The following is a 16,965-nucleotide window of genomic DNA, read 5'->3' as shown; positions in this document are numbered from 1 at the left end:
GGTGGTGTCAGCTCCTGCGGTTGCCGCCGACCAGGGCCTTGCCGGCCGGGATGCGGATCTCGTAACGGCCGTCGAGGGCGGCGGTGTCGCCGGCGGGCAGGTCCACCCGCCAGACGCGGGTGCCCGGGGCGTGGTGTTCGGGTCCCGTGCCGGGCTCGGGCGTGGTCCAGCCGGCCCGCTCCTCGATGCGGACGTCCGGTTCGGAGGTGACCGGCACCCGCTCGCGGACCTCGACGGTGACGGGCCTCGCGAGCCGGTTGGCCAGCTCCACGTGGACGCGGTGGTCGAGCACGGTGGTGTTGTTGCGCAGGCCCGAGGTCGACTCGTGCAGGTTCGTACGGCGGGTGACCCGGATGCCCTCGGCCGGCCCGAGCCCCACCCGGCGGACACCACCGGGGGCGAGCGTGGGCAGTGCGGCGGTCAGCAGGAACTCGTCGTCGACGGTGACCTCCACCGGCCCGGCGAGCAGCGCCTGGCCGGTGGCGTTGGAGAGCACCAGCGTGCCGTACACGGTCTGCTCCACGGACGGCACACAGAGGTACTCGGTGCGCAGACCGACCGGGATCCCGGCGACGGTGATGGTGTGCCAGGTGCCGTCCGACGGAACGTCGGCGCGGGCGGTGGCATCGAAGCGGTGGTCGAAGGAGCCCGCCGACTCGCGGGGACGCACGGCGTGCCCGGGCAGCGGCAGCGCGGCCACCGATTCGGCGCGGCGGCGGTACTCGGCCGCCACCGCGTCGAAGGGAGCGTCGGGAAACAGCCTGCCCCGGCGGTCGCCCTGCTCGTCGGGGCCGCACAGGACGAGGGCGGCGTAGTCGAGCTCGGCGCCGCTCGGCTGCGGCGGACCGGGCGCCGGAGGCGGTGGCGGCGGCGCAGCCCGGCCGGGAGCCGCAGGCGCCATGGGGGCGGGGGCCCCGGCGAAGGGGCCGCCGCCGGGATGCGATCCGGCCCCCGACCGGGAGCGGGCAGGCCGCGACCACTCGGGCATCTCGCCCTCGAAGTCCTGCGCGAAGTGGCCGCCTGCGCCGCTGGGCGCCGGGGGCGGTGCGCCGTAGCCCTGCGGTGCCGCTGCCGGCATTACCGCCGGCGGTGGCGGAACGGGACCGGGCGCGGAGCCGCCCGCGGCACCACCGGGCGCCGAACCGGCCCACACGGCGCCGGCCGTCTCAGGACGAGAGCCGGCCGCCTCGTACCCGGCGAACAGGTCGGCGAGCCCCGCCGGGGGCTCGCGCCAGCCCGAAGGCGCGGGGACGGACTGACGGCGTCCGATCCGGATCGAGCGGAGCCTCGGCAGGTCGGTGCGGCGCCGCAGGTCAGCGGTGGCCAGGGCGATGCGCACGCCGGTCCAGTCCTCGCCGGTGCGCTGCGCCACCGAGGCGCGCAGCACCAGATCGCCGGTGCCGTCGCCCTGACGGTAGGCGAGGCGGTAGGCAGGCACCCAGACGGCGCCCGGCACCCCGTACTCCAGCTCCAGCTCCAGATCCGGCTCCGTCTCCGCGTCAGCAGTGCTGCCGGCGGTGCCGTCGAGCGTAAGGACCGCGGAGACCATGGTCTCCACGTGCGCTGACGGTGCGTCGGTCGAGGCGCGGTCGAGCCTGTCCGTGGCGAGGGTGAGTTCGTGCTCGACGCGGCGCAGCGCCTCCTCCAGCTCGACGAGGCGGGCGTGCAGCCCCGTCAGCCGCTCCTCGGTGAAGTCGGCGAGCTCCAGCCACGCGTCGACGGGGGTGCGGCGGTGCGACTCCTCGCGCTTGCGGGCCGGTGGGACCGGGCGCAGAGCCCTGACCTCCTCGATCAGGCTCAGTTGCCGGTCCCGGCGGCCCTGCGCGGCCGCGCACTCGTCGTGCAGCCGCTCGACCTCGCGCCGCAACCCGTCGGGCGTGCCGGTGCCGAGCGGCTCGGCCTCGACCTCCACCCGGGCCTCGGTGACACGCACGCCCGGGGAGCCCAGGACCCGGGCCCGCAGCGAGCCGGGGTCGAGCGAGCGGGGCAGCCCCGTCACCCGCACCCGGCCGTCCGGCGGCACGCTGCCCCGGGCCAGGCGGCGGCAGACCGCGCCCTGCGCGTACACGACGACCGAATCGAGGGTCGATCCCCACCTCTGTGCCGTCTCAGCCGTCATGTGCTGCGCCCCCCACCGCGTCCGTGTTGGGCGAAGCCTACGCCCGAGCGGTCCGCGCATCCGAGCCGGTCCCGATGCCGGTGACCCGTCGTACGGACGGGGCATGAGCACCCCGGCGAAGTCCGCGAGTTCGCCCGGGGCGGGGACCTCTCTACGTCTCCAGCCGTGCCGCCAGTTCCCCGGGCAGCGCATCCCGGTTCCGCGCGGTCACGTGGACCACTTCGATGCCGGCGTGCTGCTTGAGGGCGTCGGTGAACGGGTCGTGGCGCGCGTGCACGGTGGCGACGACGTCGATGTCGGCCGTGAGCAGTTCCTCGACAGCCTCCCGGAACGCGGAGCTGGACAGCTCCATCCCGCCCAGCTCGTCGATGAGCGCGAGATGCCCCGGCGCCGGGTCCGCTGACAGCGGGGCGAGGGCCGACAGGGCCAGTTCGTCCATGACGCGCAGATCGACGCCGTACCGGCCGATGCGCGGCGGCCCGGGGAAGGTGACGTGGGCGAGTACCGCCCGCCTGCCGTCCAGCGTCTCCAGCGCGAATCCCACTCGGGCGGTGCCCTCCCGGATCTCCTCCGTCGTGAAACCGACGGGCGTACGGGTGTGCAGCAGGGAGGCCAGGCGCCGGACGGCGGTCGTCTTGCCCACGCCCGGCCGTCCTTCGAGCAGGATCCTGGTCGGCATCGCGTCCTCCGAGGGTGCGTGCATGGCGTCGTCCCCGCGATCCTCGCGCGGGCGAGGCCGCAGAAGCGGGGCGGCGCTCCGGCGAGCGCGGCCCCGGTTCGTCACCGGCCGCGGGGCACGGCCCCCGGTGGGACAGGGGCCGTAACCACCTCTCCCCTTATTGCACATATATTGCAGTTGCGAGCTAGAGGCAGAGGGAGACGTGCTGTGGGTGCACCGGTGGTGCTGGGTATCGAGTCGTCGTGCGACGAGACGGGCGCGGGCATCGTGCGGGACGGGAAACTGCTCGCGCACGTGGTGGCGTCGAGCATGGACGAGCACGCGCGGTTCGGCGGGGTGGTGCCCGAGATAGCCGCCCGGGCGCACCTGCACTCCTTCAACCCGGTCGTGCGCCAGGCCCTGGACCAGGCCGGGATGCGGTTGAGTCAGATCGACGCGGTCGCCGTCACCACCGGCCCCGGTCTGTCCGGCGCGCTCCAGGTGGGCCTGTCCGGCGCCAAGACCCTCGCCTACGCGGCAGGGGTTCCGCTGTACGGCGTCCACCACCTGGCCGGGCACGTCGCCGCCGACACCCTCGAACACGGCCCGCTGCCCGAACCGTGCGTGGTGCTGATCGTCTCCGGCGGCCACACCTCCCTGCTGCTCGTACGGGACCTGGTCCGCGAGCCGATCCTGCACCTGGGCGACACCCTGGACGATGCGGCGGGGGAGTGCTTCGACAAGGTGGCCCGCATCCTGGGACTGCCGTACCCGGGCGGACCCGCCATCGACCGGGCGGCACGCGAGGGCGACCGGCGGGCCGTGGCCTTCCCCCGCCCGCTGACCCGGCCCGGCGACGACCCGTACGCGTTCTCCTTCTCCGGCCTCAAGACGGCCGCGGCCCGCTGGGTCGAGGGCCACCGGCTGCGCGGCGAGGAGGTCCCGGTCGCCGACGGGGCCGCCGCCCTTCAGGAGGCCGTGGCCGACGTGCTGACCCGCAAGGCGCTCGCCGCCTGCCGCGCCTACGACGTCAGGACGCTGATCGTCGTCGGGGGAGTGGCCGCCAACTCCCGGGTCCGCGCCCTGGCGGAGAAGCGCTGCGCCTCGGCCGGGATCGAACTGCGCGTCCCGCCCATGACCCTGTGCACCGACAACGGCGCGATGATCGCCGCCGTCGGTGACCTCCTCGTCCGCTCCGGCGCCGAACCGGCGCCCCTCGACGTGTCCATCGACCCGTCGGCACCGCTCGAGTACGCGGCCCTGCCCCCGCTCGCCCGCCCGGTCGTCCGAGCAGCCTGATCCCTCCCGGCCCAAGGCGCCCGGGCCCCGCCCGCCGGCCCGCACAGCCGTCCCCCGACCCATCCGCGACCCGAGCCTGAGATCCGAGCAACGGAGCAGCACACCTTGCGTACCGCCGACATCCGCCGCAGATTCCTGGACTTCTTCGCCGAACGCGGCCACACCACCGTCCCCAGCGCGCCGCTGCCGACGCCGGACCCGACCCTGCTGTTCGTCAACGCCGGCATGGTCCCCTTCAAGCCCTACCTGACCGGCGAGCAGGCCGCGCCCTGGCCGCGCGCCACGAGCGTGCAGAAGTGCATCCGCACCCTCGACATCGAGGAGGTCGGCAAGACCACCCGGCACGGTTCCTTCTTCCAGATGAACGGCAACTTCTCCTTCGGGGACTACTTCAAGGAGGAGGCCATCGGCTTCGCCTGGGAGCTGTCGACGAAGGCGCAGACCGAAGGCGGCTACGGCCTCGACCCCGACCGCATCTGGGTCACCGTCCACCACTCCGACACCGACGCCCGCGGCATCTGGCGCGAGGTCGCCGGACTGCCCGACGAGCGGATCGTGGCCCGCGGCGACGAGGACAACTTCTGGTCCATGGGCGTCCCCGGCCCGTGCGGGCCCTGCTCCGAGCTGTACTACGACCGCGGCCCGGCGCTCGGCCGCGAGGGCGGCCCGGCGGTCGACGAGGACCGCTACATGGAGTTCTGGAACCTGGTCTTCATGCAGTACGAGCGCGGCGAGGGCGCCGGCAAGTCCGGCTACCCGATCCTCGGCGAACTGCCGCGCCGCAACATCGACACCGGCATGGGCCTGGAGCGGATGGCCACCCTCCTCCAGGGCAGGGACAACCTGTACGAGATCGACGAGACCCGCCCGGTCCTCGACCGCGCCGCCGAACTCGCCGGGGTCCGCTACGGCGCCGACGCGCAGGCCGACGTCCGCCTGCGGGTGGTCGCCGACCACGTACGCACCGCCCTGATGCTGCTCGCCGACGGCACCGCCCCCGGCAACGAGGGCCGCGGCTACGTGCTGCGCCGCATCCTGCGCCGCTCGGTCCGCTCCATGCGCCAGCTCGGCTTCCACGACCCGGCCCTGCCCGAGCTGATGACCGTGGCCCGCGACTGCATGGCCCCCAGCTACCCCGAGGTCATGGAGGCCTTCGCCCGGATCGCGGACCAGGCGTACGGCGAGGAGGACGCCTTCCGCGCCACCCTCAAGCAGGGCACCACCGTGCTCGACACCGCCGTCGCCGGGGTCAAGGCGGACGGCGGCCGCTCGCTGCCCGGCAAGCAGGCCTTCCTGCTGCACGACACCTACGGGTTCCCGATCGACCTCACCCTGGAGATGGCCGCCGAACAGGGCGTCGAGGTCGACCGGGAGGGCTTCACCGCGCTGATGAACGAGCAGCGCGAACGGGCCCGCGCCGACGCCCGGGCCCGCAAGTCCGGCGGCGCCACCGACACCGGCGCGCTGCGCACCGTACTGGACACCCACGGCCCCACCGATTGGCGTGCCTGGGAGGCCCTGACCACCGAGTCGAAGGTGCTCGCCGTCCTCGGCGCGAACGGCCCGGTGCCGGTCGCCCGCGAGGGCGAGATCGTCTCGATCGTCCTGGACCGCTCCCCGTTCTACGCCGAGTCCGGAGGCCAGGACAGTGACGCCGGCCGCATCTCCGGCAGTTCGGCCGAGGCCGACGTCCTGGACGTCCAGCGTCCGCTGCCCGGACTGGTCGTGCACCAGGTGCGCGTCACCGCCGGAGAGCTCGCCGCCGGCGACCCGGTCGTCGCGGCCGTCGACCCCGAGTGGCGCCTCGGCGCCCGGCAGGCCCACTCCGGCACCCACGTCCTGCACGCCGCGCTCCGCGAGATCCTCGGCCCCACCGCCCTGCAGTCCGGCTCGTACAACCGGCCCGGCTACCTGCGCCTGGACTTCCCCTGGCGCGGCGGCCTCTCGCAGACGGTCCGCAGCGAGATCGAGGAGGCCGCCAACCGCGCCCTGCGCCGCGACCTGCCGGTCGGCGTGCGCTGGATGACCCTCGCCGAGGCCAAGGAGCTCGGCGCGCTCGCCCTGTTCGACGAGACGTACGGGGAGCAGGTCCGGGTCGTCGAGATCGGCGGGGCCTGGTCCCGGGAACTCTGCGGTGGCACTCACGTCGACCACGCCTCCCAGGTCGGCACGGTCGCCCTGACCGCGGAGTCCTCGGTCGGCGCCGGCATGCGCCGCCTGGAGGCCGCGGTCGGCGTCGAGGGCTTCGGCCACCTCGCCCGGGAACGCGACCTGGTCTCCCGCATCGCCGAGCAGCTGAACGCGCCCCGCGCCGAACTCCCCGAGAAGATCGCCGGCCTCCTGGACCGGCTCAAGGCCGCGGACCGGGAGAACGCCCGCCTCAAGGCACGGGCCACCGCGGCTCAGGCCGCCGAACTGGCCGGCCGGGCCGTGGAGGCGGACGGCACGCTCGTCGTCACCACCACCGTCGACGGCACAACGGACGAGGCCCGCGCCCTGGCCCTCGCCGTCCGCGACCGCCTCCCGCAGGGCCGGCCCGGCGCGGCCGCCGTCGCCACTGCGTCCGGCGGACTGGTCCTGGCCCTCACGGCCCCGGCCCGGGAAGCCGGGCTGAACGCCGCCGCGCTGGTCAAGCAGCTCCTGGGCGGCCGGGGCGGAGGCTCGCAGGAGATCGCCCAGGGCGGCGGCATCCCCGCCGAGCGTGTGAACGACGTCCTGGCGGAGCTTCCCCGCCTCGTCGGCGGCCGCTGACCCGCCGGCCGCCGAGCTGAAGGGAGCGATCGAGAGCCCTTCTTGGCGAGATTTCGTCTGTGCGTGGCGACTTGGCGCCTCACCTTGCACGGGGCGTCAGTCCACTCTTGTCAGCTATGAGTGCTGCCGATGGACGTCTTGACGACGCGATCACGGACTTCTCCCGCCGGCTGGTCGATGTGGACGGGGTGGTGAAGACGGTCTACGTCGCGGGCTCCGGGCCTGCCGTCGTGCTGATGCCGGAGATGCCCGGCATCAGCCCCGACGTCCTCCGGCTGGCACGGTGGGTGCGGGATACGGGCTTCACCGTCCACGTCCCCTCCCTCTTCGGGGTCGACGGCGCCTATCCCACGGCCGAGGCCGGTGAGAAGATCGCCCGTCGCGCGTGCGTCAGTGCCGAGTTCCGCGCGTTCGCCGGGGGCGGCACCAGCCCCGTCACCGCTTGGCTGCGCGGGCTGGCGCGCCGAGCCCACGCCGAATGCGGCGGTCCGGGAGTCGGCGTGATCGGACTGTGTTTCACCGGCAACTTCGCCCTCACGATGGCGATGGAACCGGCCGTCATCGCACCGGTGGTCAACCACCCGTCACTGCCGTTCGACGACCCCGCGGGGCTGGAGATCAGCGACGAGGACGCGCGTGCGGTCCGGGACCGCATCGCGCGCGACGGACTGAAGGTTCTCGCCTACCGCTTCGACGACGACCGCTGGTGCACCGGCCGGCGCTTCGCCGCCTACCGGGCGCTCCTCGGTGACGCCTTCGACGGCCGCGTCCTTCCCGGAAGCTCCGCCAACACCGAGCCGCCCCCGTTCTTCCGCGACGTGGTCGGGACCCCGCACAGCGTCGTCACCGCCCACCTCGTCGACGAGGACGGACACCCCACGCTGCAGGCCAGGGACGAGATCCTCGCCTTCCTGACCGAGCGTTTGAGCCCGCCTGGAGACTCCGGGACGGCAGCGGGTTGAGCGGCACGGCCCAACGGTCTCCCGCCACTGCCCGCTCACGCCGCGGTGGAAGAGCCACGGCACGCGGCCACGTGCCGCATCTGGCCCTCCAGGTCGTCCAGCAGGTTCTGGTAGTGGAGCAGGAACACGCCGGATTCGTGCCGCAGTTCCCACCAGGACAGCATGTGGACAGCCCGGTGTGCCCGAAGACCAGACATGCGGTGATGCGCTGCATCCATGTCGTGCCGCACTTCGGCGGACTGGTGATGATGATGTCGTCCGGGCGCGGCCGGAAACGGTCCCATCGGGTGCTGTCGGACACCGGTGTGCGATACGTGCGTCGGCGCGGCGAGCGGTCCATGCCTGTCCCGTCGCTCGGGGGCGGGCGGGGCTGTCGTTCACCGTCAGTGGGCGTTGACGGTCACCCGCCACTGGAAGGCGGCGTGCCGGCACCGGTGCTGCGGGCGGGTGGCCGTGCACGTGCGCTGGGCGGTGATGTCGCTCTGACCGGCCCCGTCGACACGGATGTCGGCGGCGGCGCCCCCGTCCGGTTCTTCATGCCTGCCCGTCCGGTTGAGGACGTCGGCCGAGGAGACCACCGGCGTGCTCCACGTCCACTTCTCGCCGTTGCCCTGGACGGGGCGGAGGCGGATGCTGATCCGATCGCCGGTGCGGAGGCTGAGGGTCCGTCCGCTGGAGGCGTTGGTCAGCGACGTGGTGGCGAGCACCGCTGCGTCGGCGTCCGGGGCTGCGGACGGAATGATCAGCGCGGTGGTGAGAGCCGTGAGGGCGAACAGGGTCCTGCCGAGCATGATCGGTCCTCCCCCTGGGACACATGACGTTGTGGCGCCAGCGTAGGAGCCGCCCGGCGGCCCGGTTCCGGACCTCTGCGCCGTTCACTCGAATGGGAGAAAGCCCGCACACTGTCGCAGTTTTGATCGATCATCGATCATTACTGGGCGGTAAGTGTTGACTGCATCAACTTCCCGCTCCTAGCGTGGTCTGACGGAAACAAGGTTTCGCCACGCGGAATCCGCGGTTCTCGCGGGCCCACGTGCCGGGCCCCGGCGGCCGGCCCACCCGCATGCCCGGCCGCGCGTCACCAACGCCGGCCCGCCGCGGCCGGACGCGGCACCCCTGTCCCCCACCCCGGGATCGCGAAAGAGGTTCACCCGTGTCCCAGCTTGACCAACTGCCCGACAAGGACCCGTCGGAGGTCGCCGAGTGGTGCGAGTCCCTGGACTCCGCCGCCCGGTTCGGGGGAGCCGACCGGGCGGCGTACCTGCTGCGCCGTACGCTCGAACACGCCGAGCGGTCCGGGCTGGGTCTCCCTCCGTTCCTGGAGACCCCTTACCTCAACACCATTCCGACCTCCGCCGAGCCCGACTACCCGGGCGACGAGGAGCTGGAGGCCCGGATCACCGCCTGGAACCGCTGGAACGCGGCCGCCATGGTCACCCGTGGCAACCAGCGCGCGGGCCTGGGCGGCCACATGGCGACGTTTGCCTCGGCGGCCTGGCTCTACGAGACGGGCTTCCAGCACTTCTTCCGCGGCAAAGGAAGCCTGGGGGCGTCCCCGGCGGTAGCCGGGGGAGGGTCCGGCGACCAGCTCTACATCCAGGGCCACGCTTCCCCGGGCATCTACGCGCGCGCCTTCCTGGAAGGCCGCCTGACGGAGGGGCAGCTGGACCGCTTCCGCCAGGAGGCCGGGGGCGGCGGGCTGCCCTCCTACCCGCACCCGCGCCGGCTGCCCTGGCTGTGGGAGTTCCCCACCGTCTCCATGGGCCTGGGCCCACTCTCCGCGATCTACCAGGCACGGTTCAACCGCTATCTGGAGCACCGCGGCATCAAGGACACCTCGCAGTCGCGCGTGTGGGCCTTCCTCGGCGACGGCGAGATGGACGAACCGGAGTCGACCGCCGCCCTCGCCCTCGCGGGCCGGGAGCGGCTGGACAACCTGACCTTCGTCGTCAACTGCAACCTCCAGCGCCTGGACGGACCGGTCCGCCCCAACTTCAAGATCGTGCAGGAGCTGGAGGCCCAGTTCCGCGCCGCCGGCTGGAACGTCGTCAAGTCGCTGTGGGGCACCGCCTGGGACGAGCTCTTCGCGCAGGACACCGAGGGCGTGCTGGTGCGCCGGCTGCGCGAGGTGCCGGACGCGCAGTTCCAGACGTACGCCACCGCGGACCCGTCCTACCTCCGCGAGCACTTCTTCGGTGCCGGCGGCCCCGGCTCCCCGCTGCACACCATCGGCGCGGGCCTCGCCGACGCACGGCTCCTGGAGCTCTTCCGGGCCTCCCGCGCCGGCCACGAGCCGCGCAAGGTCCACGCCGCCTACCGGGCCGCCGTCGAGCACCGGGGCGCGCCGACCGTCGTCCTCGTGCAGACCGTCAAGGGCTACACGCTCGGCCCGGGCTTCGAGTCGCGCAACGCCAACCACCAGATGAAGAAGCTCACGGGGAAGGAGTTCCGTGCCATGCGGGACCTGCTCGACCTCCCCATCCCCGACAGCGCCCTGGACGGCGGGACGATCCCGTACGCCCACCCCGGCGAGAACTCCCCGGAGGTGCGGTACCTGCACGAGCGCCGCGCGGCGCTCGGCGGACCGGCCCCGGCCCGCAAGGTCGTCGCCAAGCCGCTGCCGGAGCCGCCCGCCAAGCCCTTCGAGGCCCTGCACAAGGGATCGGGCCGCCAGGAGATCGCCACGACCATGGCGTTCGTCCGGCTGGTCAAGGAGCTGATGCGGGACGAGGAGACCGGCCGGCGCTGGGTGCCGATCGTCCCCGACGAGGCCCGCACCTTCGGCATGGAGTCGCTCTTCCCCTCGGCCGGCCTGTACTCCCCGGCCGGCCAGACCTACGACCCCGTCGACCGCGACCAGCTCCTGTACTACAAGGAGGCCAAGGACGGTCAGATCCTCAACGAGGGCATCACCGAGGCGGGCTCGCTGGCCGACTTCACGGCGGCCGCCACGTCGTACGCCACGCACGGCGAGCCGATGATCCCGTTCTACATCTTCTATTCCATGTTCGGCTGGCAGCGGACGGCAGATCAGTTCTGGGCGCTGGCCGACCAGCTGGGCCGGGGCTTCGTCATCGGGGCCACCGCGGGCCGCACCACCATGACGGGCGAGGGCCTCCAGCACGCCGACGGCCACTCGCACCTGATCGCCTCCACCAACCCGGCGGCGGTCTCCTACGACCCGGCGTTCGCGTACGAGATCGCGGTCATCGTCCGCGACGGCCTGCGGCGGATGTACGGCCCCGACGCCGAGGACGTCTTCTACTACCTCACCGTCTACAACGAGACCAAGGTCCAGCCGCCCATGCCCGAGGGCGCGGAGGAAGGCATCCTCAAGGGCCTCTACCGCTTCCAGGAGGCCGCTGGCGCCCCGGACGGGGCCCCGCGCCTCCAGCTGCTGTCCTCCGGCACGGCCGTCCACTGGGCCCTGGACGCCCAGCGACTGCTGGCCGGCGACTGGGGCGTGGCAGCCGACGTGTGGTCCGCGCCCTCCTGGACCGAGCTGCGCCGCGACGCCCTGTCCTGTGACGCGGCGCGGCTCAAGGGCGAGGACCGGATCCCGTACGTGACCCAGGCGCTGCACGGTGCGCCGGGGCCGGTCGTCGCCGTCAGCGACTGGATGCGGGCGGTCCCCGACCAGATCGCCCCCTGGGTCGAGCAGGACTGGACGTCCATCGGCACGGACGGCTTCGGCCTCTCCGACACGCGGGAGGCGGTGCGGCGCCACTTCGGCGTCGACGCCGAGTCGGTGACGGTGGCGGCGCTCGCCGCGCTGGCCCGGCGGGGCGAGATCAAGCCGGAGGCGGTGCGCGAGGCCGCACGGCGGTACGGCCTGGAGGGCTGATCCCACCCTCGCACAGGAGGCGGTGAAGGCCCGGCGGATGCCGGGCCTTCACGTGTGAGCAGCAGAATATTTCCCCGCCGTGCGACCGGAGGTAAGTGCCGCGCACAGGACGGCGAACCGGTTTTTCAAGCTCTTTGGAAAACCGGATCGGTGGCCGGTAAAACCAGTGGGGGAATTATGGCCTCCGTCACTGTGGAACCTTGTCCCGACCTGGTGAGGTGATCCGTACCCGCCCGGGTACGACATCGCTTCTCACCAGGTGAGTTGAGGGGGAACGGCTCCATACGCATACCGGAAATCCTGTGGAGCCGACTTCCGGAGCCCCCGTCGCCGAATTGTCCGCCCCGGTCATTCGCGCGCACCTCTGACGATGCCGAACGCCGCCCGTGGAGCGGGTTTTGTCCACCACACACCGGAGCAGCAGTGTTGAAGAACCGAACCATCGCCGTGGTCGGCGGCGGTGCCGCCTGCACCGCATTCCTCGCCGCCTACGCCCGGCGGCTGTCGGGCGACGTGGCCGGCGCGGCGGCGGATGTCATCGTCTTCGAACCAGGGAAGAGTTTCGGCCCCGGCATCGCCTATGCCGAGGACGCCGACACCGCCCTGCTCAACCGGCCCTATTCCGCCATGTCCGTGGACTACGGCGACCCCGGTCAGTTCCGCCGCTGGCTCTACCGGCAGACTTCCGCCGGCGAGGGCGGCGACCCGCAGGCGCGGCGGACGCCGCGTTCGCACTTCGTCTCCCGCTCGCTGTTCGGCCAGTATCTGGAGAACGTCTTCGGTCAGTCCCGGGAGGACCTGCGGCTGCTCGGGGCGCAGGTGACGCTCGTGCCGTCCGCTGTCGTCGACCTGGCGGTGGAGAGCGGCGGGGCCGAAGGGAGCGACGGGCACATCCTGACCACCGCCGACGGGGAGCGCTTCCTCGCCGACGAGGTGGTCATCGCGATCGGCGCCATCGCGCCGTCCGATGTCTACGGGCTCGCCGGGACCGCCGGATTCGTCGCCCAGCCGTATCCCCTCGTCAGCTCGCTGGACCAGGTCGACCCGAGTGCGGAGGTGCTCGTCCTGGGGGCCGGGCTGACGGCCATCGACGTGGCCGTCGTCCTGGCGGACGCCGGGCAGGAGCGCCGGATCACCCTCGCCTCGCGGTCCGGCAGCATCCCGGACGTCCGCACCGACCTCGGCACCGGCGAACTGCCCGAACTCCTGGCCGGTGCACGCCGGTTGCTGGCCCGTGGCAGCGTCAGCCTGCGCAGCATCCATGAACTCGTCGACGCCACCCTGCGGTCGGGCGGAACGAGCATGCGCGAGGCGCTGCGCCCGTACACCGATGCCTGGTCCGCGCCGGAGCTGATGCGCCACCGGCTGGAGAATCCGTTGCCCGGCGGCCTCGCGCAGCGCTGCGTCGGTGCTCTCACCCCGTTCTACTCGGAGCTGTGGCGGTCCCTTCCGGAGGCGAGCCGGCGCCTGTTCCTGCGCGACCACTACCGGACGTACAACTGCCTGCGCAATCCGATGCCGGTGACCAACGCGCACCGGCTGCTCGGCCTCCACGAGGAGGGCCGGCTCGGCTTCGCCAGGGGCATCACCCACGTCGCGGCGGCTGCGGGCGGCGGCTTCACCGCGACCTTCACCGACGGGCGCACCGGGCACTACGACGCGGTCGTCAACGCGGTGGGGCGCACGAACAACACGGCCGCCGCGTCCGCCTCCTCGCTGACGTCCCGGCTGGTGCGCAACGGCACCTTCGTCTCCCACCCGCTGGGCGGCATCCGGGTCGATCCCGGGACCAACCAGGTGCGGGGTTCCGCGGGAGCGGCGTTCCCCCGTCTCTACGTGCTCGGCGACCTGGCCTCGGGGGAGCACTTCCACGTGAGTTCCATGGAACTGGTCGCACGGCAGGCCGCCAAGGTGGCGGCGCAGCTCGTACCGGCCTCGGACCGCCTGCTGGTGGGGGCCGTCGCGTGAAGCAGGCCGGACTGCCGCGGGGGCTGGCCGTCTGCTTGATGTCACTGGTGTTCGTGCCTCAGCTGGCGCTCGCCGCCTACGTTCCCGCGCTGCCCGCCATCGGCAGGTCGTTCGGGGTCGGGCCGGGCAGCACCAGCAGCTCGCTCGTCGGCTACATGGCCGCGTACGCCGTGTGCATGATCCTCACCGGCAACCTGGCGGACCGCTACGGCTCCAGGCGCATCCAGCTGACGGGGCTCGTCGTCTTCACCGGTGCGTCCCTGCTCTGCCTGCTGGCACCCGGGTACGGGGTCTTCGTGGCGGGCCGGGTGCTGCAGGCGCTCGGCGCCGGTACGGGCACGGTGATCTCCCGCCTGTGGGTGCAGCGGGCGCTGCCCAAGGAGCAGCGGCTGCCCATGCTGACGGCGCTGTCCACCGTGATCGCGGTGACCCCGGCCGCGTCGCCGCCGCTGGCGGGCCTGGTCGTGGAACACACCTCCTGGCGTGCGCTGTTCGCCTTCATGGCCGTGCTCGGCGCGGTCACCGTCGGCGCGGTCGCCAAGCTCCTGCCGGCGGACGGCGGCGCCGCGGCCGAGGCCGCGGGCACCCCGGCCGGTTCCGTACGGCCGCCGGGAGGCCTCGCCGGGCTCGGCCGGGCATACCGCACGGTCCTCGCCAACCGTGACTTCACGGTGTTCGCCGGAGCCATCAGCCTCGCCTGGTGCACCTACTTCACCTTCACCACCTACTCCAGCGATCTCCTCCAGTTGCAGCTGGGTGCCTCGCCCACCCTCTACGGAGCGCTGTACACGCTGGTGATCACGGGGTACGTGGCCGGCAGCACCACGGCGAAGCGGCTGGGCAGGACGCGCTCGCTGGAGTTCATCGCGCGTACCGCCGCCGCGGTGGCGGCGGGCACCGCCCTGCTGATGCCGGTCACGGTGCACCTGTGGCCGGACAGCACGCTCAGCATCGTCCTGCCGATGGCCGTGTGCATGCTCGGCGTGGGCGCGCTGTTCCCGACCTGCCAGGCCGGGATGATGCGGTACGAGGGCGAGTACGCGGGTGCCGCTTCGGGGCTGTTCTTCTTCCTGCAGATGGCGTCGGGGGCCTGCTACACCGCCCTGACGGGCATCCCGGGATCTCCCGACGCCCCGATGCTCGCTCTGGCGATCGCCCTGCCGGCCCTGGCGTTGTTCCTGCTCTGCGTGTTCGCCCTGCGGAGCCGGCCGCGGGCCGGTCAGGAGGCTCCGGCCGTCCGGACCGCGGGTGCCGTGAAATCGGGCAGATCGTGACCAGGTGAAAGATTCCGGATGGATCGGGTGGCTTGATCGAGCCCGCCCGGACCGTGCCCGAATCGTGCCCGAGTCTCCGGAAGCCGACCGGCCGCCGCCTCATGCGGGGTGGCGGCCGGCCTTCTTCGGATGGAGGGTCTGACACAGCATGGCCACGGCCTTCCCGAATATGGCGAATTTTCTCCTTGTGTCCAACCGCTGGGGCCCCTATCAGCGCGCCCTAAGGTTAGGCTAACCTTCGCGGCGTGAATGTCGGTAAAGAGACCTCCGCGGCCGGACGCCCCCGCGGTCATGAACTGTCGGCCACGGGTGTCACTGTGGCCTACGAGGGCGCCGACGTCGTGCACGACGCGTCCTTGACGCTGCGTCCCGGCGAGGTGACCGTCCTGGTGGGCCCGAACGGCAGCGGGAAGTCGACGCTGCTGCGCACCATCGCGCGGCTGCAGCGACCCCGGACCGCCACGCTCGTCATCGACGCCGACACCGACGGCCTCGCGCTGTCCCCGCGCGAATTCTCGCGCCGCGTGGCCCTGCTGACCCAGGGGCGCCCCGCTCCCAGCGGGCTGACCGTACGCGACGTCGTCGAATTCGGCCGCTACCCGTACCGGGGCCGCTGGGGCAGAACGGACCCGGACGGCCGGGACGCCGTGGACCGCGCGCTCGCCATGACGGGCGTCGCGGAACTCGCCGAGCGCGGCGCCGAACACCTCTCCGGAGGACAGCTCCAGCGCGTCTGGCTGGCAGGCTGCCTCGCCCAGGAGACCGGCGTGCTGCTCCTCGACGAACCGACCACCTACCTCGACCTGCGCTACCAGATCGAGCTCCTCGACCTCATGCGCGACCTGGCCGACGACCACGGGATAGCCGTCGGCGCCGTCCTGCACGACCTCGACCAGGCGGCGGCCGTCGCCGACCGGATCGTGCTGCTCCGCGCAGGACGCGTCATCGCCGACGGCGACCCCGAAGACGTCCTGACCCCCGAGCGCCTGACCGACACCTACGGCATCCGCATCGAGGTCGGCACCGACCCCCTCACGGGCCGGCTGCGCACCCGCGCGATCGGCCGGCACCACACCAGAAGCGAAAGGCTCACCACCACCTCATGAGACGCCTCCTCATCACCGCAGCGGCCGCCACCGTCGCAGCCCTCACCCTGACCGCCTGCGGAACGACCGAGCCCGCCGCCGACGACGAGAGGAAGAACACCGCCGAGCGCATCACCCTCACCGACGCCACCGGCGCGAAGGTGGAGCTCGAGGGCCCGGCCAAGAAGGTCGTCGGAACCGAGTGGAACGTCGTCGAGAGCCTCGTCTCGCTGGGCGTCGACCCCGCCGGCATCGCCGACGTCAAGGGTTACAAGACCTGGAACACCGCCGTCCCGCTCAAGAACGACCCCAAGGACATCGGCACGCGCGGCGAGCCCAGCACGGACACCATCGCCGCGCTGAAGCCGGACCTCATCGTCGCCACCAACGACCTGCCGGCCGCCGCCCTGAAGCAGCTGCGCAAGGTCGCCCCGGTCCTGGAGCTGCGCGCCGCCGCCGCGTCCGACCCGATCGGGCAGATGACCAAGAACCTGGACCTCATCGCCCGGGCCACCGGCACCACCAAGAAGGCCGACGAGCTCAAGAAGCAGTTCCAGGCGAAGCTCGACGAGGGGAAGAAGGCCCTCGCCGACGCCGGTCGCGCCGGGGCGGAGTACGCCTTCGCCGACGGCTACGTCGTCTCCAACCAGGTCACGATCCGGCCGTACACCAGCGGCTCCCTCATCGGCGCCGTCAACGAGAAGCTCGGCCTGAAGAACGCCTGGTCGGTCAAGGGCGACGAGAGCTACGGCCTCGGCTCCACCGACGTCGAGGGCCTCACCAAGCTCGGCGAGGACGTGCAGTTCGCCTACATCGGCAGCGACGGCGACAAGAACAGCACGCCGTTCACCGGCGCCCTGGCCAAGGACTCCGCCTGGACGTCCCTGCCGTTCGTGGAGAAGGGCAACGTCCACCGGCTGCCCGACGGCATCTGGATGTTCGGCGGCCCCGAGTCGATGAACAAGTACGTCGACGCCGTCGTCGAGGCCCTGAAGAAGAAGTAGC

General features: G+C 72.5%; 12 protein-coding genes and 1 pseudogene. 8 read left to right on the top strand and 5 right to left on the bottom strand.

Annotated elements, in window-relative coordinates:
* Window positions 1-7: 7 nt before the first annotated feature.
* Both ACFPP6_RS09660 and ACFPP6_RS09655 read right to left on the bottom strand, forming a co-directional pair.
* Window positions 8-2,119 carry a DUF4139 domain-containing protein gene (locus ACFPP6_RS09660; protein WP_382039106.1) on the bottom strand — a complete coding sequence of 704 codons (2,112 nt, stop codon included), beginning with the start codon at window positions 2,117-2,119 and terminating at the stop codon, window positions 8-10.
* 151 nt (window positions 2,120-2,270) lie between these two features.
* Window positions 2,271-2,822, bottom strand: a complete 552-nt coding sequence (locus tag ACFPP6_RS09655; protein ID WP_382039104.1) for a nucleoside-triphosphatase — start codon at window positions 2,820-2,822, stop codon at window positions 2,271-2,273.
* 183 nt (window positions 2,823-3,005) lie between these two features.
* Here ACFPP6_RS09655 and tsaD point away from each other — a divergent pair, with 183 nt between their 5' ends.
* The 3 genes from tsaD (at window position 3,006) to ACFPP6_RS09640 (ending at window position 7,789) form a co-directional block, all read left to right on the top strand.
* On the top strand, window positions 3,006-4,076 hold the full coding sequence (gene tsaD, locus ACFPP6_RS09650) for a tRNA (adenosine(37)-N6)-threonylcarbamoyltransferase complex transferase subunit TsaD (protein ID WP_382039103.1): 1,071 nt from the start codon (window positions 3,006-3,008) through the stop codon (window positions 4,074-4,076).
* A gap of 105 nt (window positions 4,077-4,181) precedes the next feature.
* The gene (gene alaS / locus ACFPP6_RS09645) at window positions 4,182-6,827 is read left to right on the top strand and encodes an alanine--tRNA ligase (protein WP_382039101.1); all 2,646 of its coding nucleotides are present in this window, start codon (window positions 4,182-4,184) and stop codon (window positions 6,825-6,827) included.
* Window positions 6,828-6,943: 116 nt separating this feature from the next.
* Complete coding sequence (locus ACFPP6_RS09640; protein ID WP_382039099.1) at window positions 6,944-7,789, top strand: dienelactone hydrolase family protein; 846 nt, start codon at window positions 6,944-6,946, stop codon at window positions 7,787-7,789.
* A gap of 35 nt (window positions 7,790-7,824) precedes the next feature.
* Here the strand turns inward: ACFPP6_RS09640 and ACFPP6_RS09635 are convergent, their stop codons facing one another.
* The 3 genes and pseudogenes from ACFPP6_RS09635 to ACFPP6_RS09625 form a co-directional block, all read right to left on the bottom strand.
* Entirely contained in the window at window positions 7,825-7,986 is a 162-nt protein-coding gene (locus tag ACFPP6_RS09635; RefSeq protein WP_382039098.1) for a sulfotransferase domain-containing protein, read from the bottom strand.
* Window positions 7,987-8,129: pseudogene (locus ACFPP6_RS09630) on the bottom strand (sulfotransferase domain-containing protein); the annotation flags it as partial.
* A 43-nt stretch (window positions 8,130-8,172) separates the two neighbouring features.
* The gene (locus tag ACFPP6_RS09625) at window positions 8,173-8,580 is read right to left on the bottom strand and encodes a hypothetical protein (protein WP_382039096.1); all 408 of its coding nucleotides are present in this window, start codon (window positions 8,578-8,580) and stop codon (window positions 8,173-8,175) included.
* A 362-nt stretch (window positions 8,581-8,942) separates the two neighbouring features.
* Here ACFPP6_RS09625 and aceE point away from each other — a divergent pair, with 362 nt between their 5' ends.
* From aceE to ACFPP6_RS09600, 5 genes are all read left to right on the top strand, one after another.
* The gene (gene aceE / locus ACFPP6_RS09620) at window positions 8,943-11,633 is read left to right on the top strand and encodes a pyruvate dehydrogenase (acetyl-transferring), homodimeric type (RefSeq protein WP_382039094.1); all 2,691 of its coding nucleotides are present in this window, start codon (window positions 8,943-8,945) and stop codon (window positions 11,631-11,633) included.
* Window positions 11,634-12,059: 426 nt separating this feature from the next.
* Window positions 12,060-13,601, top strand: coding sequence for an FAD/NAD(P)-binding protein (locus tag ACFPP6_RS09615; protein ID WP_382039093.1), 1,542 nt, complete (start codon window positions 12,060-12,062; stop codon window positions 13,599-13,601).
* A gap of 47 nt (window positions 13,602-13,648) precedes the next feature.
* Complete coding sequence (locus ACFPP6_RS09610) at window positions 13,649-14,875, top strand: MFS transporter (RefSeq protein ID WP_382039091.1); 1,227 nt, start codon at window positions 13,649-13,651, stop codon at window positions 14,873-14,875.
* 245 nt (window positions 14,876-15,120) lie between these two features.
* Window positions 15,121-15,981 carry an ABC transporter ATP-binding protein gene (locus ACFPP6_RS09605; RefSeq protein ID WP_382039089.1) on the top strand — a complete coding sequence of 287 codons (861 nt, stop codon included), beginning with the start codon at window positions 15,121-15,123 and terminating at the stop codon, window positions 15,979-15,981.
* Window positions 15,978-16,964, top strand: coding sequence for an ABC transporter substrate-binding protein (locus ACFPP6_RS09600; protein WP_382039087.1), 987 nt, complete (start codon window positions 15,978-15,980; stop codon window positions 16,962-16,964). The genes ACFPP6_RS09605 and ACFPP6_RS09600 overlap by 4 nt, the downstream gene beginning before the upstream one ends.
* Window position 16,965 lies beyond the last annotated feature (1 nt).

This window comes from Streptomyces aureoversilis (assembly GCF_042657885.1).
Classification (GTDB): Bacteria; Actinomycetota; Actinomycetes; order Streptomycetales; family Streptomycetaceae; genus Streptomyces; species Streptomyces aureoversilis.
This window is presented reverse-complemented; position numbering and strand designations above follow the sequence as displayed.